Below are 15,297 nucleotides of genomic sequence, written 5' to 3' on the forward strand. Positions count from 1 at the left end.
TGTTCCCGCGCCCCCTGTTTTGCGGTCGTGTGTCAGTGGATCAGAACGGGTATTCGCCGTAGTTTTCCTTGCCGACATCAACCCAGGCCTGACCCTGAATGATGATGCCCTTGCCCGGACCCTGGCTCACCTTGACCGAGTTGTAGCCCTGCACGCCGAGGTCGGCGCCATCGGTGATTTCTTCGCCGTTGAGGATCTTTTCCGAAACGACGTTCATCACGTAGCCGGCATCCTTCGGATCCCAGAAGTAGATCCGGTCGACAGCGCCGGTCTCCAAGTAAGGTCCGGTGTCCTTGGGCAGACCCAGGCCGAAGACGCAGGTCTGATCAGACCGGCCAGCTTCCTCGATCGCACGGCCGATGCCGATGACGTCGATTGCGGAGGAACCCTGGAAACCCTTGATGTCCGGATAGGCGCGCAGGATTTCCTTGGCCTTCTCATACGCCTTGTTGGCGTCGTTGAAGGATTCGTTTTTCGCAGCAACCAGTTCCATGCCCGGATACTTGGCTTCCGCGTTGGCCGCACCGGCATCAACCCACTGGTTGTGCGTCAGGCTGCCGAGCGAGCCGACGAAGGTCGTCCACTTGCCTTCACCGCCCATGCATTCGGCCAGACCTTCGTTGATCTTGGTGCCAAATGCCGCGTTGTCGAAAGCTTCGATGTCGGCATCCGCGTTGACGATGCTGTCACCTTCATGTGCGATGACCTTGATGCCACGGCCCTGTGCACGGCGCAGCACGCCTTCCAGTGCGGACGGATCCATCGGCACTACCGCGATCGCGGATACGCCCTTGGCAACCAGATCCTCGATGATGCGTGCCTGCTGAGCCGCATCGGCCTGTGCCGGGCCGATCTGGGTGGCGTCGATAGCCTCCTTGTCCGCATTGAAGGCATCGACGCCTTCGTTCATGCGGATGAACCAGTTTTCGCCGGTAACCTTCACGACCGTCGTGATGGTCTGCTCGTCTGCAGCCAAAGCCGGGCCGGCAAGTATAGTGCTCAGGACGAGCGCGCTTCCAGCCAGTTTCTTGACTGATTTCATAGTCTTTCCTCCACGGTTTTTTAAAAGGGCTGTTCATTCTTGCGCCGCCCGGGATGCCCTCAGGCCCGCGGCGCATCCGTTCATTGCCTTGATGGCAACCAGATGCTGAAGTTCACGCGAGCCGAGGCCAGCAGGGCGAGCAGAAGGACACCCCAGGCAAGGTCGCGGAAGAAGTTCGAGATTCCGAGAAAGTTGAACAGGCTCGACAGGATCTGCAGCGCCGTTGCCGCAAGAAGAACGCACAGCACCTTGCCGTATCCGCCTTCCGGCTTCACGCCACCCAAAACCGCAATCAGGATCGCGATGAGGACATACGAGCTGCCGTAATCCCATTTGACGGACAGATTGCGTGAAGCGATGACGACACCCGCGATAGAGGCCAGAATTCCGCAGATCGTATAGGTGATCACGATCATGCGGCGGGCCGGGATACCGCCATAGTGAGCGGCCTTGGCATTCGACCCGAGCAGCATCAGCTTCACGCCGAAGGGCGTATAGCGCAGGACATAGGCAATCAGCGCGGCCACCACGACAAACAGCGTGAAGCACAGGGGAACGCCGAGAACGGGCAGGTTTCCGAAGCTGTCGAGCGGCGGAATATATCCGAGGCTGAGCGCCGATCCGTTGGTCAGCCAGACGGCGACACCGGTGAACAGCAGCTGGGTGCCGAGTGTCGCGATCAGCGGCGTCAGACCGGCAAAGGCGATGACTATTCCATTCAGAAGACCACCGACGAGACCGACCGCAATTGCAACGCCGGCGAACGTCCAGGAGAACAGCAGCGGATCATCACCCGGCACGACAAGCGCACGAACGACCAGAAACGAAACGATGCCGGAGAGATTGGCCAGGGCGATACCGGAAAGATCGATACCGCCGTTCCCGGAGATCATGGCCAGGGTCACGCCAAGCGCCAGGAGGCCGAGCTCCGGCACCTGGGCAGCCATGATCTGCAGGTTATAGCTGTCGATAAAATTGGCACCTGCAAGCAGGGCACCGGTGACCAGCACGATCACATTGATCAGCGCCAAAAACACCGTCTGTCGGTCAGCTCTAGGCAACAATCTTTCCTCCCAGGGGCCGGAGCGTTTGCACTCCGGATCGTTAATTGTATTTAGACAAGGGTATCTGACAAATGTCAATCACTCTGATTCAAGGTTTGACAATTCACCTTTAACCCATTGTCTTTTCGTCACTTTCCACCCTTCTGCTCACCGAGTTCCGTCAGTGCAGGAGTGTGGCAGGGATGGTCGAGAAGGGTGATAAGCTCGTCGTCCAGCTTCATCAGCGAGAGCGACACTCCCTTCATGTCCAGCGAGGTGAAATACGGTCCGACGAAGGTGCGGTGAACGCCGATGCCATGCGCCTTCAGACGCTGGCGAACACGGCGTGCCAGAATGTAGAGTTCCATCGTCTGGGTGCCGCCGAGCGAGTTGATGAGGAGCGCCACGCGATCGCCGCGCACCGGTGCCATCTCGCTCAGAATGCGGTCCAGAAGCAGATCCGCGGCATCATCCGCCTTGACGATCTTCTGCCGCATCACACCGGGTTCACCGTGGATGCCGACCCCGATCTCCATCTCGTCCGGACCGACCTCGTAACTCGGCTGACGGGTATCGGGCAGCCTTACCGGTTCCAGGGCGAGACCCATCGTGTAGGTACAGTCGGCCGCCCGCCGCGCAACGATTTCGCAGGCCTCGAGCGAGGCATTGAGATCTGCCGCAGCCCCCGCGATCTTGAAAACGAAGACGTTGCCGGCAACACCCCGGCGCGACCCGCGGGCATCCGGTGGTGACGAGGCGATGTCGTCTGTCGTCACAACCTGACGAACACGAATTCCCTCCGCCGCTGCCATTTCGGCAGCCATGTCGAAGTTCATGACGTCACCGGAGAAGTTTCCGTAGATATAAAGAAGCCCGGCATCGCCATGAACTGCACGGCTCGCAGCCAAAATCGGATCAGGCGGCGGCGCGGCAAAGATGTTGCCCATGACGGCAGCATCAGCGCAGCCCTGGCCGACATAACCCCAGAACCCCGGGTCATGGCCCGAACCGCCCCCTATGACGATGCCGACCTTGCCGGACCTAGGCCCGTTCCGCGCCATCACGGCACGATGGGTCCCCGGCACCTTGGCAAGCAAGGGTTCATGCGCCAGCAGAAGACCGTCGATACTCTCGTCGACAATGTCCCGTGCTTCGTTGATCAGTTTCTTGTCGCCGCCATGATGGACGCGCGGTGCAGCCCCGTCGACAACAGGGGCCGGGACTTGCGAACGGCGCTTCGGCTCCTGCCAGCCATCCGCCGTGAGCACACCTCTTGCACTGGCCGCATCGGTGATCAGCACGTTGACGTATCCGCCACGCAGCGCAGCAAGGATCGCCGAAACCTTTTCAATGCCGCCGGCAACGGCAATGCGCTGCGGGATTGCCCGCAACGCTGCAAGATCAAGGCCGATCGTCCGATCGTTGACCGGACCGATGACCGGTTCGCCACGTGCCGAGATGAAGCGCCCGCTGACGCTGCCGACCGCGTCCTGATAATGCGCTTGCTGGTCGACCCCGTCGAGAAAGCCGCTTGTGTGAATTGTGCTTTCCGGGCGCATCGACGAAATGCCCATCACGATGCGATTGGCTTCCGAAAGAACGACCATCTGCTCGGACAAGACTGTTTCGGCCAGCAGCCGCTCGCGCATTTCCGGCGAGGATACGATGGCAGGTGCCGACAGCGGCACCCAACGAGCCCCAAGCGCTTCGGCGAGGCGCGCGGCGCAGGCCTCCGGGGTCCAGGGTATACGGGCCGTCGTGCTGCCGGACGCCTGAACGACGCGAATGTCGGCAAGGCCCGGATGGTGCAATTCCTCGGCAAGGGACAGAACAGACCGGCCCCAGGCCACTGCAATCGTGTCGCCGGCGCGCACCAGCCTCTTGAGCACCTGCGCACCTGCAGCGCCGAGCCGTTCGAACAGCGAACGATCACCGCCTTCGCTGGGGATGACCAGGCAATCCTGCAGGTTGAAGCGGTCCTTCATAGCCTTTGCGATCATGACCGAACGGAAACGATCCGGTTCGATCTCGATATTGACCAGCCCACGCGTGCGCGCATCGGCCAGATAGGTATTTACCGACGCCCGGGAAAGCCCCATGAGGTTGGCGATGTCCGCCTGGGTCATGCCGTCTTCGTAATAGAGCCAGGCAGCCCACAGCAGTGGATCGTCGCCGAACCGCATCGGCATTTCACTCAGGACGGCCTTGTCGGGTTTCCCGCCGGAACGCTTCACCATCAGCTTGCCTCCCCTTGCAGGAGGTTCGCGAGACCCTCGCGCAATGCGGCAATGATGATGACTGCGGAGGCGGCTCCCGGGTCGACATGCCCGAGCGATCTTTCACCCAGTCTTGCGGCCCTGCCGACGGAGGCGACCATGGCGCGCGTGGCTTCTCGCCCTTCGCTCGCGGCCTCCAGCGCGGCATCGAGGCAAGCAACCGGACCAGCGCCATTCTGCTGTGCTTCTGTTACGGCACGCGCAGCCGGCCCCCAGGCGTCCAGCATGGTCTTGTCGCCAGGGGTCGCCTTGCCCCGTTGTGCAATCCCGTCGCAGAAGCAGACGACCATCTCCGGGAGACGATCCACCGGAATATCCTGCTGCGCATCAAAGGCCTGACCAGCCCGAAGGAAGGCACTGGCATAGAGCGGGCCGGTCGTTGCACCGACGGCATTCAGGAACGAGCGTCCTGCAATCGGCAACAGGGCACCGGCCTTCACGTCCTGGTTTGCAGCCTCAACGCATGCGGTAACGACCGCGGCAAATCCGCGTGCCATGGTGTTCCCATGGTCGGCGTCACCGATGGCGCCATCCAGGGCACCAAGTTCAGCACTTGCTTCGTCGATCCGCATCGAGACGATGCGGAGCAATTCGGTCATTTGCGTTGCGTTGAGGTTTGTCATGGTTCGTCTGCTGCTCCGTTTAGCCCAGCCTCTTTTCAAGTGAGTCGGCCAGTGCCACCAGGATAAGGCAGCAGGATGTCGCGCCTGCGTCCAGCACACCGCGCGATCGTTCGCCCAGACGGCTGGCACGTCCGATCTTCGCGACCAGATCGATCGTGCTGTCACGTCCCTGTTCTGCGGCCTTGCGCATGGCGGCAAGGGCAGCAACGAACCCTTGCGATTTCGCACCGTCAAAGGCTTCGACCGCCGGAACAAGCGTGTCGATCAGTGTCTTGTCGCCGACCTTTGCCGAACCGGTCCGGCGGACGCCTTCAAGCGCGGCATTGAGAACGGCCGAGAACCCGTCGGCATCGATGGCGGGGCGCCCCTGAACGGTCGTTGCCATTTCCTGGAACATGAAGCCGTACAATGGCCCCATGGATCCGCCGATCTCGCTCATCAGGACATCGGACAGAACGCTCATTGCCTCATCAAGTGAAATGGACTTGCCGGAAATACGCTCCGCGGCACGACCAAACCCCTTGGCCATGTTGATCCCGTGATCACCGTCCCCGATCAGACCGTCGATTTCGGAAAGATAGGCCTTGTTCGCGACGATCACCTCGGCAACTTCCGCCACGATCTCCTGAGATCCTGCAACAGGCACAGAAGGTCCCTCGATGGTGACATCCTTCGCGACGGTGGACCGCGCTTCTTTTCGGCTTCCTCGCGACCTGTTGGTCTGAGCGCCTTCGGTAACTTCCGGTGCTTCGACCTTGCCGGTCGACATGCCCGGTGCCTCGGCGGCCATGTCCAGCAGATCTTTCAGCTCACTGTCGAGCGCCATGACCGTCAAGGTCGCACCGATCATTTCCAGGGAGGTGAAGTAGTTGCCGACAAACGCCTTGTGCACACGAATGCCCTGCGCCTGGAGACGTGTCTCGATGCGGTTGTAGAGGACATAAAGCTCGTTCACCGGCGTGGCACCGAGACCCGAAACAAGCACGGCGACTTCCGCACCGTCCTCAAGTCCGTGATCATCGAGAACGATCTTCAGCATGTCGTCGGCCACGGCATCGGCAGAAGCGAGCTTTTCAACACGAACACCGGGTTCGCCGTGGTGACCTATGCCCACTTCCATCGTACCGGCTTCGATCGAAAAGTTGGGATGACCCACAGCGGGCAAGGTGCAGGGCCCGAGACCCACACCAACGGACCGGCAGGCATCGATTGCCTTTTGCGCGGCCGCCTGCACTTCCGTCAATGACCCGCCGAGCGCAGCCTTCGCTCCGCCGATCTTCCACATGAAGATTTCTCCGGCGACACCCCGGCGCTTTTCCCGCTCGGCAAGCGGCGCAGAGCAGACGTCGTCGTTGGCAACCACCGTAACGACCTCTATGCCGTCGGGAGCCACCATTTCCTTGGCCATTTTCACGTTCATGTTGTCGCCGGCATAATTGCCATAAAGGACGGCAACGCCCTTGCCGCCATCGGCGGCGCGGATCGCATCGGCAAAGCTCTTGGCGGTCGGTGAAGAGAACAGCTCGCCAACAGCGGTGGCGTCGACAAGGTTCCGGCCGGTGTAGCCGATAAAGGCCGGCTCGTGACCCGATCCACCACCAGTGACGATACCCACACGACCTGGCCGCGGCGCTGTGGTGGACACGACAACACGGTCGTTTTCCGGATCCAGCCGAACAAGGTCGCTATGCGCCCTCACGAAGCCGGCGACGGTCTCGTCCACAAGGTTGTCTGGGTCGTTGATAAATCTCTGCATTCTCTTTCCGCTTGAAAAAACGTCACAGAAGGGCTCAGCCCCGGAAGCCATGCGCGAGACGCCTTTGAACAAAGGTCCGCGCTCGGCCAACCGAAGTTTCCGAGACAAGAGTGACGCTGATTAGCTCCTCCCTGAGCCGCCCTGAACGTGCAGGTCCGGTCTTGATGGGCTCTATGCTTCATCCGTATTTTGTCATTTGTCAAGCAAGAGTCGAATAATATCAAAAATTGACATTTTCCGTGTCGAAACGCTGTCGGCCAGCGACGCTACAGCATTGCAGCCGCAATCCCGGCCAGGACCGGAACTGCGTTCCCACTACCTAAGGTTTCGGTATCTGCACTTGTTTGGAGTACGAATTTCGATGCCGTCACTTTGACCTGGCTCGGTCCAACTCGACAGAACGGCGGGTGGTAACCCATGAATCTAAGACACTGATCTAAATGAGCATTCAGACATGCCTTTTGGCTGCTCTTATCGATGCAGGGAAGCGAAGGCCTTGCAGATGCTCACAGCGTCGATCGCCCTTCGCCACCCCTCCAACGCCCGACAGCACAAATTGGCACTTTCTAGTTATGAGGGTAAAATTCACCCGGATGCGGAAGGTCGAAAATCCGCCTTGGACGGACCACTTCTTCCAAGGGTCCGACTTATGAAGAAGGTCAGTCCGATCAGTCCCGTCATCAGCGCCAGCCAGAAAAGGGAGCGGTCAGGGTGGCTGCCGATCTGGCTGAGCTGATAGGCGATCGTGGCGCCGGAATAGGCGACGAACGTTGTCCATGCCGCAGCAAAGACGGCCCAACCGGCACCGATCTCCCGAGCAATCGCAGAAAGGGTCGCAACGCAGGGGATGTAGAGCAATACGGCCAGCATGTAGGCAAATGCAGCGCTCTGGCTGCCGAAATACCTGGACATTTCGGCAAAGACGGCTGGCTGGACGTTCTGTTCGCCTGCCGCAGCTTCGAAACTGGAAATGTCACCGACATCCAGTCCAAGCGGATCAAGCAGGGCATCCGCCAGGCCGAGCAGGGATTCGCCCAGGGCAAGCACCGTGGCTTGTGCGGTTTCCATCGGATTGGGAACCACTTCACCTGCCGTTTCGCCTGAGGCGTAGAGAGCCTGCAGGGTCCCCACGACGGTTTCCTTTGCGAACATGCCGGTGAAAAGACCAACCGCTGCCGGCCAGTTGTCGGCACTGACGCCCATGGGTTCAAGAACGGGTGTAACCTGCCGGGCTGTGAGCGCCAGTATGGAGGTGCCATTGTCCTCATTGCCGAAGCTGCCATCGGGGCCGACGGAATTCAGAAACGACAGCAGCGCAACCACGATCACGATGGTCTTCCCGGCCTCGGCTACAAATTGCCGAATCCGGGCCCAGCAAAGCCGCAGGACCCTGGAAAACGGCGGCATCTGGTAAATCGGCAGTTCGATTGCCAGAGGCCGGGGTCGCTGCAAGGTCAGCCTGGGAGCCAGCATCCAGCCGGTGAATAGCGCTGCCGCGATGCCGATCAGATACAGCGCGAAAACAACATTCTGGCCCCCAACCGGGAAGAACGCAGCGGCAAACAGTGCATAGACCGGAAGGCGCGCACCGCAAGACATGAAGGGTGCCATCATCGAGGTCAATATGCGCTCGGCGCGCGTGTCGAGTGTCCGCGTTGCCAGCACGGCCGGAATTGTGCATCCGAAGCCGAGCACGAGCGGCAGGAAGGCACGGCCCGACAGTCCCAGACGACGCATCACACGGTCCGCGACCACGGCGGCGCGGGTCATGTATCCGCTTTCCTCCAGAAAGATCTGGCACAGGAACAGGAACCCGACCACCGGCACGAAGGTCCCGACCGTCTGAATGCCGGTACCGATCGCACTGACGGCAATGTCGAGAACCGTGCCGGACAGCCCCAGCTGATGGAAAACGAACGCTGGCGTATCGACAAAGGCAGCCTGACCGAGGCCGTCGAAAAGATCGATGAAGACGCCGGACACATTGATCGTCAGGAAGAACAGGAGATACATCACGCCAAGAAACAGCACCGGGCCGAACCATGGCGAAAGGGCGATCCGGTCGAACCTGTCGGACAGAAATCTGCGACCTGCAGGGGGCGGCATATCTATGCGGCGCGCCAGAAGGGTTGCCTGTGCAAGGGGCGCGTCCGCCAGATACTGGTCGAGCGGCACGCCTTCCACAGGTCCGGTCTCCTCAATCAAACGGTCACGGATTTCAAGAAGGTCTTGTCTCGCGCGTTTTTCCGTCAGCCAGTCCCGTTCCATCAACCGGCGCGATGCGGCAACGGTGTTGGCATTTTCATATTCGGGCCTGCCGTCCAGTACCCGTTGCAACGCCTCCAAGGCGTCGCAGACCTTGCCGGGCAAGGATGTCTGCTGAGGAGAGGAAACGTGCTGCCGGTCTTGCAGGCAACGTGCAAGCTGGTCATGGAGCTGATCGAGCCCTGAAAGGGTTCTGCCGGAAACGGCAACCACTGGAACATTCAATTGTTCGCTCAGAACCCGCGCGGCTGCGTCGACGGCAGCCGACGTCCAGCAGTCGGCCTTCGTCAGAACCGCCACAACCGGCACGCTGTTTCCACGGGCCTGCAGCAACATGGACAATCCGCGATGCGGCGCAGACAGATCCACCGCAACAATCAGGGCATCGTGCGCCACGTTGACGAGCGCGTCTCTGGCAACCCTTTCATCTATCCGTTCCGCCTGGGGAGCGGACAGGCTCGAGATTCCCGGCAGGTCAACGAATTCTACGGTCAGACCCTTGATGACAGCCGTTCCGCTCTTTCGATCGACGGTCACGCCGGGCCAGTTGCCGATCGTTTGCCGGGCGCCGGTGAGCATGTTGAACAGCGTGGACTTGCCCGAATTGGCAGGGCCGAGCAGGAACACCCGGTACTGGGCCGGCGCACAGGGCAGAAGATCCCGCCGAACGCAACCGGGTGCGGCACAACTGGAACAGCCCATCAGACGTCCCTCCCCCGGAAAACGTGTTCTTGTCCCTGTTCCTTCTGGCGATTGCTATCGCAACCGCAGCCGCAGTCACAAGGATAGAGATGGACCGACAAGGCCAGATCCACGCCGATCGCGGCGCGAATATCGCCACATGCCACGATGCGCGGCCGCAAACCGTTGCCGCGAAGAAGATTGATGACCGTGTCGGGTGCAAGCCCGGCCGCAAGAAGTTCCATGCGCGAGTGGCGTGTCTCGCCCAGGCAGACAACATGATACGCCTTGCCCGGCACGGCATGCGCAAGCGTCAGAACATCCGCGCCATCGGCTGTCGGCGGCGGCGTTATTTGTCCACTCTCGGTTTGAAGGATTGGTTCAGACATTGGCGAAGCCCTTCTTGTTCCGAATAAGGGCGTAGCACCGGGGGAACCCGACCCAATTGACCATAGTCAAGTCTGACAGGGGGCTCGGCCGCGGCGAAAGATCACAGATCGACCGGCAAAGGGCTGCCGGAGACGTAATTTCAGGCAGGTTCACCAGTCCAGCGCCGCAGGCTGTCTCCCGGATCGATCCCCGCCGTTGCGAGCGCGCGGGCAGCAATCTGCCGGGTCATTTCCTCTATCGTTGAAAGGCCCAGATAAAACGGAGGCACCGGCGGTGCGACGATCGCACCCATGCGGGTGACCTTGAGCATTGCCTCCAGGTGCCCTTCGTGGAGCGGGGCTTCACGAGCCAGCAGGACAAGCGGCCTGCGTTCCTTTAGCGTGACATCTGCAGCACGCGCCAGCAGTCCCTCCCCCGTGCCGTAGGCGATGGCAGCGAGGCTGCGCATGGAACAGGGCGCGACGATCATGGCATCCATCTGAAAGGATCCGCTGGATATGGGTGCGGCGACATCCGAAGCGGCATATTCCTGCGTCGCGAGATCGTGGATTTCCCGGCGGGCCGCATCGCCCAACTCAAGCTGTATCGTCCGTTCCGCCGCAGCGCTCACCGTGGTGAAGGTGTCGAGCCTGAGTGCCTTGCACAACCGCAGAATTTCAAGTGCAATTGCCGCACCCGACGCCCCTGAAATGCCGATTACAAGTCGTTTGCGCCGGCTCATGGGTGCACCTCGGCCGCAGGTGTCCGGCACAGCTGCGCGAAGAGGCTGTCAGCTCGCGTTTCCATCTCCGCCGGCATGGTCAGTTTCTCCGCAAACGTCCGTGCCGTCTCTGCGCCAGTCTTGATCGTCGCATCAATGCCGAGCTTGCCACCCAGTCCCTCGCGCGGGCTGGCAAAGTCCAGTTGATCGACCGGTGTTCCGGTCAGGACGAGCAGGTCGCGCTCCGGGTCGGACCGTGTCGCGACAGCCCACATGACATCGTCCCAGTTCCGGATGTCGATGTCCTGATCGACAACGATCACGTATTTGGTCATCGAGAACTGCGGCAATAGCGACCAGAAGCCCATCATCGCCCTCCGTGCCTGACCGGGATAGGTCTTGGCGATCTGAAGGATCGCCACTCTGTAGGAGCAGGTCGCAGGAGGTAGATGGACATCGATAATTTCCGGAATTGCCTGTTGCAGCAGCGGGCGGAAGAGACCCGTCATGGCCTCGCCGATAACAGAGGGCTCGTCGGGTGCCCTGCCTGTGAAGGTCGACAGATAGACGCAGTCCCGGCGCATCTTCATGGCCTTCAGCCGGAACACAGGATAATCGGCGGCTTCGTTGTAGTAACCTGTGTGATCGCCGAAAGGTCCTTCCAGCGCCGTCTCTCCCGGCTGGACCTCTCCTTCCAGGACAATCTCGGAACTCGCCGGGACATGAAGATCGATCGTGTCGCAGGGAGCGAGCTTTGATGGCGTGCCGTTGAAGATGCCGGCCAGCGCCAGTTCACTCACGTTTGCCGGAGCCGGGATAACAGACGCCAGCAAGGTTGCCGGATCACAGCCGATTACCACGGCAACAGGCATTACCTCGCCTGACTGCTGCCACTGGCGGTAATGCTGGGCACCGCCGCGAAACGGCAGCCAGCGCAGGATTGCCCTGTCCTTGTCCAGCACCTGGATCCGATAGATGCCGAGATTGTAGCTCCTGGGGTCGTCCCTGCTGGGGCTACGGGTGACGACCATTCCCCAGGTGATCAGTGGTCCCGCATCGCCCGGCCAGCAGGTCTGGACCGGAAACTGCGAAAGATCCGGCTCAACCCGCTGGAGTTCCTTGGGAACGCCAGTCATCTTCGGCCTTGAATTGAGCCCTGCCTTTGCTATCGGGATCAAGTGTCCAGCCTCCCGCCAGGAAGCGGGCGGCTGCGGACTGCGCAAGCTGGCCAGAAACTGTCCGAGGTCGGGCAGGTTTTCGGGGTGAAGACCCAGTCCGTTCGCAACGCGCTTCGAGGTGCCGAAGAGATTGATCAGAAGGGGTGCGGCAAAACCGCCCCGGTCTGCCCGGACTGGATTGGAAACGAGGACCGCGGGACCGGCACGCCCGATCACCTTCTGATGCAACGCGGTCGCTTCAAGATGAACATCCACGGGGGTGCTCAGGGTCTTCAGATCGTCTTCACGACCCAGAAAATCCAGGAATTTCCGCAAGTTGGGAAAGGGAGGCAGGTCGCGACCGGTCTTTTGCATCGTGTTTCCAGCAAGACATGCGCGTGTGGCAACACGCTGCTCAGAGTGTCCGGCGATATCGGCAGAACGACCGATGCCCGCCTTGATAATTGTCAAGTTGGCAAGGGGCGATGCCGGTCTAGGCTCCGCTCACAGAAAGTGAGATCCGGATGCAAACACACCCCTCTTCGGAAAGCCTGCCACCACTCGTTTCCTCCCTTGTTTCGCCCCTGCCGAAACCTCCAATGGAAGCGCTGTTGTCGACCCTCACGAAACGCCTCGTCGCACGCCGGCCGGATCTGATCCGCAGGCTCGGCGACGTTGTCCAGGTGCCGATCGCGATCGTTCCGGACGATTTGCCCCACGCCTTTCTTCTGTCACTGGATCCGGACAACTCCAGGGTCCGGATCTGTGACAAGAGCCGGATCGGCGATGCTCGGGCGATCGTGCGCGCTCCCTTTCTGGTGCTGCTGGGACTGCTGGACGGCACCTATGATGGCGATGCCCTGTTCTTCAGCCGTGATCTTCGTATCGAAGGCAGGACAGAGCACGTATTGGCCCTGCGCAACACGCTGGAAGAGGCAGACCTCACCCCGGGCGAATTCTTCGGCCTGAGCGGACAGTCGGCCGACTGGGTGAACACCTTCAGCGACAAGCTGCTGGGCCAGGTTCGTGCCTTTGCGCAAAAATCCGCCCAGGCTGACTGTTCCCGGCAGAAACTCTCATGAAATCACCTGAAGCAAAGCCGTTGGAACTGGTTTGCCCGGCAGGAACCCCTGCCGCGTTACGCGCAGCAGCGGAAGCCGGTGCCGACGCGATCTATTGCGGTCTTGCGAACGAGACCAACGCGCGCAACTTTCCCGGACTGAACTTCTCGCCGGAAGAGTTGGCGGAGGGCGTTGCCTTTGCCCACCGCAAGGGGTCCAGGGTGCTGGTCGCAATCAACACGTTTGCCCGGGCCGGAGATGTCGGTTTGTGGCGAGAGGCCGTTGATACCGCTGCGCAATGCAGGGCCGACGCCGTCATTGCCGCAGATCTTGCTGTTCTCGATCATGCGGCAAGCAACCATCCTGAACTGAGGCTTCATCTGTCCGTGCAGGCGGCCGCCAACACGCCCGAGGCGATCCGGTTCTATGCGGACACTTTCGGGGTGAAGCGCGTCGTCCTGCCCAGGGTGCTGTCGGTGCCTGAAATCGCCAGCCTGAACAAGGAAATCAATGTCGAAACCGAGGTCTTCGTTTTCGGCGGGCTCTGCGTGATGACAGAGGGCAGATGCTCGCTTTCCTCCTACGCCACGGGCAAGTCGCCGAACCTGACCGGCGTGTGTTCGCCGCCGGAACATGTCGACTACACCGAAGACGCCGATGGCAAACTTCAGGCCCGGCTCGGCGGGTTCACAATCGACAGTTTCGAGCAAGGCCAGGCAGCCGGTTATCCGACGCTCTGCAAGGGCCAGTTCACCGCGGAAGGCAAGACCGGCTACCTGTTCGAGGACCCGGTTTCCCTCAATGCCTTCGAGCTTCTCGGAGACCTTTCCAAGGCGGGTGTCACAGCGCTGAAAATCGAAGGTCGCCAACGCGGCAAGGCCTATATCGCGGGCGTCGTCGGCGCGTTCCGGAAGGCTGTCGACAGTCTTTCAGACGGCGGCGACCCCGGCCCGGCCATCGATGCCTTGAAAGCCTTTTCGGAAGGCGGCCGTCAGACCGCAGGCTCCTACAAGAAAACATGGCGATAAAAGATGCCGGATCATCCGAAAATTGAACTTGCGCTCGGGCCCTGTTTCTTCAACTGGTCTGCGGAGCGGCTTGTCGACTTCTACCGCGGCATCGCCGAGGAAGCGGACATCGACCGCGTGTATCTGGGTGAAGTCGTGTGCGGCAAGCGCATGCCGTTCACCGATGCACTCTGGCCGGACATCATGGAGATGCTGACCAAGGCCGGTAAACAGGTGGTCCTGTCAGGGCTTGCGCAACCCGTCAACAAGCGGGAACGGGAGATCCTGCGCCAGCAGGCAGGTTATGACATGCCGATCGAGATCAACGATCTGTCGATGGTCCCGGGCCGCGCTGGCCAGGAATTCACGGCAGGCCCGTTTCTGAATGTCTACAACGAAGCCAGCCTCAGACTGCTTGCCGACAGAGGAGCCACGGCCTGGTGTCCTCCGGTCGAACTGCCTCTTGTTTCGATCCAGAAAATCGCCGCGCTCGTGCCGGAGGTGGACATTGAACTCTTTGCGTTCGGCAGGCTTCCACTCGCACTCTCGTCCCGTTGTTACCATGCAAGGGCACATGGGCTGCGCAAGGACGCCTGTCAGTTTGTCTGTGATCGCGACCCGGACGGAATGAACATCGCCACACTGGACGATCGCGGGTTCCTGGCGGCAAACGGAATTCAGACCCTGTCGGCTGCCGTTCATGTTGCGGGCGTAACCAGCGGACAATTACAGGCAACGGGTGTCCGCCGGCTACGCCTGTCTCCTCATTCGCTGGACATGGTGAAGGTCGCGGGCACATTCAGGCGCTTTCTGGATGGCGAGCTGACATGTGAAGACTTGAATGCAGAGCTCGCAGGCCAAGGCCTGCCCGGCCCTGTCTGCAACGCCTATCTCGCAGGAGATGCAGGATGGAAGACAGCAACGCTCCCGGCCTGAGACCGGGCACCGAAGCGCGAAGCGAACCATTTCCGGATGTCATCGAGCAGATCCACCGTGAACTGCAACGCCTGGACATGCCCTGTACGTGCAAGGAACAACTGGACCGGACGATCGTCGCCATAGAAACCTGGAGAACCCTCAAGCTGCAGAGGGACCTGACCGGCAATATCGAGACCGAGTATGCCCAGATGGCGTCCGGTATATCCTTTCTGAGCGACCTGGCGCTCCTCAGCCGCAAGCCGCTGACAGCGCAGGAGATGGTCGATCATGCAGAAAGCCTCAAGTTTCTGGCAGATATGGCGGATCGGTGTGCCCGGCGGCTGACGGAACTGGCCAGAATTTCCGGCAAGACCTGAA

General features: G+C 60.8%; 13 protein-coding genes. 4 read left to right on the forward strand and 9 right to left on the reverse strand.

Annotated elements, in window-relative coordinates; translation table 11 throughout:
• Positions 1-40: 40 nt before the first annotated feature.
• The 9 genes from ACVDG9_RS27180 to ACVDG9_RS27220 all read right to left on the reverse strand — a co-directional run bounded on the left by ACVDG9_RS27180 (position 41) and on the right by ACVDG9_RS27220 (position 12,308).
• Positions 41-1,042 (reverse strand): substrate-binding domain-containing protein, encoded by a 1,002-nt coding sequence (locus ACVDG9_RS27180; protein ID WP_023001443.1) that lies wholly within the window; start codon positions 1,040-1,042, stop codon positions 41-43.
• Between the two features lie 80 nt (positions 1,043-1,122).
• Complete coding sequence (locus ACVDG9_RS27185; protein WP_077294620.1) at positions 1,123-2,103, reverse strand: ABC transporter permease; 981 nt, start codon at positions 2,101-2,103, stop codon at positions 1,123-1,125.
• A gap of 131 nt (positions 2,104-2,234) precedes the next feature.
• Positions 2,235-4,322, reverse strand: coding sequence for a bifunctional sugar-binding transcriptional regulator/dihydroxyacetone kinase subunit DhaK (locus ACVDG9_RS27190; protein ID WP_023001445.1), 2,088 nt, complete (start codon positions 4,320-4,322; stop codon positions 2,235-2,237).
• A complete protein-coding gene (gene dhaL, locus ACVDG9_RS27195) occupies positions 4,322-4,984 on the reverse strand; it encodes a dihydroxyacetone kinase subunit DhaL (RefSeq protein ID WP_023014445.1) in 663 nt (220 codons plus the stop codon). The genes ACVDG9_RS27190 and dhaL (ACVDG9_RS27195) overlap by 1 nt, the downstream gene beginning before the upstream one ends.
• Positions 4,985-5,003: 19 nt before the next feature.
• The gene (gene dhaL / locus ACVDG9_RS27200) at positions 5,004-6,740 is read right to left on the reverse strand and encodes a dihydroxyacetone kinase subunit DhaL (protein WP_447239481.1); all 1,737 of its coding nucleotides are present in this window, start codon (positions 6,738-6,740) and stop codon (positions 5,004-5,006) included.
• A 585-nt stretch (positions 6,741-7,325) separates the two neighbouring features.
• Entirely contained in the window at positions 7,326-9,707 is a 2,382-nt protein-coding gene (gene feoB, locus ACVDG9_RS27205; protein WP_447239483.1) for a ferrous iron transport protein B, read from the reverse strand.
• A complete protein-coding gene (locus ACVDG9_RS27210; protein ID WP_447239485.1) occupies positions 9,707-10,075 on the reverse strand; it encodes a FeoA domain-containing protein in 369 nt (122 codons plus the stop codon). The genes feoB and ACVDG9_RS27210 overlap by 1 nt, the downstream gene beginning before the upstream one ends.
• A gap of 140 nt (positions 10,076-10,215) precedes the next feature.
• The gene (locus ACVDG9_RS27215) at positions 10,216-10,797 is read right to left on the reverse strand and encodes a UbiX family flavin prenyltransferase (protein WP_447239487.1); all 582 of its coding nucleotides are present in this window, start codon (positions 10,795-10,797) and stop codon (positions 10,216-10,218) included.
• Positions 10,794-12,308, reverse strand: a complete 1,515-nt coding sequence (locus ACVDG9_RS27220) for a UbiD family decarboxylase (protein ID WP_447239488.1) — start codon at positions 12,306-12,308, stop codon at positions 10,794-10,796. The genes ACVDG9_RS27215 and ACVDG9_RS27220 overlap by 4 nt, the downstream gene beginning before the upstream one ends.
• A 149-nt stretch (positions 12,309-12,457) precedes the next feature.
• Between ACVDG9_RS27220 and ubiT the strand changes: the two genes are divergently transcribed.
• From ubiT to ACVDG9_RS27240, 4 genes are read left to right on the forward strand one after another with little or no spacing between them, the layout of a single operon-like run.
• The gene (ubiT, locus tag ACVDG9_RS27225; RefSeq protein WP_447239489.1) at positions 12,458-13,015 is read left to right on the forward strand and encodes a ubiquinone anaerobic biosynthesis accessory factor UbiT; all 558 of its coding nucleotides are present in this window, start codon (positions 12,458-12,460) and stop codon (positions 13,013-13,015) included.
• A gap of 20 nt (positions 13,016-13,035) precedes the next feature.
• On the forward strand, positions 13,036-14,022 hold the full coding sequence (gene ubiU / locus ACVDG9_RS27230; protein ID WP_447239608.1) for a ubiquinone anaerobic biosynthesis protein UbiU: 987 nt from the start codon (positions 13,036-13,038) through the stop codon (positions 14,020-14,022).
• Positions 14,023-14,025: 3 nt separating this feature from the next.
• Positions 14,026-14,937 carry a ubiquinone anaerobic biosynthesis protein UbiV gene (gene ubiV / locus ACVDG9_RS27235; protein WP_447239490.1) on the forward strand — a complete coding sequence of 304 codons (912 nt, stop codon included), beginning with the start codon at positions 14,026-14,028 and terminating at the stop codon, positions 14,935-14,937.
• The gene (locus ACVDG9_RS27240; RefSeq protein ID WP_447239491.1) at positions 14,910-15,296 is read left to right on the forward strand and encodes a hypothetical protein; all 387 of its coding nucleotides are present in this window, start codon (positions 14,910-14,912) and stop codon (positions 15,294-15,296) included. Before ubiV ends, ACVDG9_RS27240 begins: the two co-directional genes overlap by 28 nt.
• Position 15,297 lies beyond the last annotated feature (1 nt).

The organism is Roseibium sp. RP-7, from assembly GCF_053005225.1.

What these genes read in the sequence shown, in the direction of transcription:
- ACVDG9_RS27180 (WP_023001443.1), bottom strand. Translation starts at nt 1,042, where the DNA reads ATGAAATCAGTCAAGAAACTGGCTGGAAGCGCGCTCGTCCTGAGCACT.
- ACVDG9_RS27190 (WP_023001445.1), bottom strand. Translation starts at nt 4,322, where the DNA reads ATGGTGAAGCGTTCCGGCGGGAAACCCGACAAGGCCGTCCTGAGTGAA.
- dhaL (WP_023014445.1), bottom strand. Translation starts at nt 4,984, where the DNA reads ATGACAAACCTCAACGCAACGCAAATGACCGAATTGCTCCGCATCGTC.
- dhaL (WP_447239481.1), bottom strand. Translation starts at nt 6,740, where the DNA reads ATGCAGAGATTTATCAACGACCCAGACAACCTTGTGGACGAGACCGTC.
- feoB (WP_447239483.1), bottom strand. Translation starts at nt 9,707, where the DNA reads ATGGGCTGTTCCAGTTGTGCCGCACCCGGTTGCGTTCGGCGGGATCTT.
- ACVDG9_RS27210 (WP_447239485.1), bottom strand. Translation starts at nt 10,075, where the DNA reads ATGTCTGAACCAATCCTTCAAACCGAGAGTGGACAAATAACGCCGCCG.
- ACVDG9_RS27215 (WP_447239487.1), bottom strand. Translation starts at nt 10,797, where the DNA reads ATGAGCCGGCGCAAACGACTTGTAATCGGCATTTCAGGGGCGTCGGGT.
- ACVDG9_RS27220 (WP_447239488.1), bottom strand. Translation starts at nt 12,308, where the DNA reads ATGCAAAAGACCGGTCGCGACCTGCCTCCCTTTCCCAACTTGCGGAAA.
- ubiT (WP_447239489.1), top strand. Translation starts at nt 12,458, where the DNA reads ATGCAAACACACCCCTCTTCGGAAAGCCTGCCACCACTCGTTTCCTCC.
- ubiV (WP_447239490.1), top strand. Translation starts at nt 14,026, where the DNA reads ATGCCGGATCATCCGAAAATTGAACTTGCGCTCGGGCCCTGTTTCTTC.
- ACVDG9_RS27240 (WP_447239491.1), top strand. Translation starts at nt 14,910, where the DNA reads ATGGAAGACAGCAACGCTCCCGGCCTGAGACCGGGCACCGAAGCGCGA.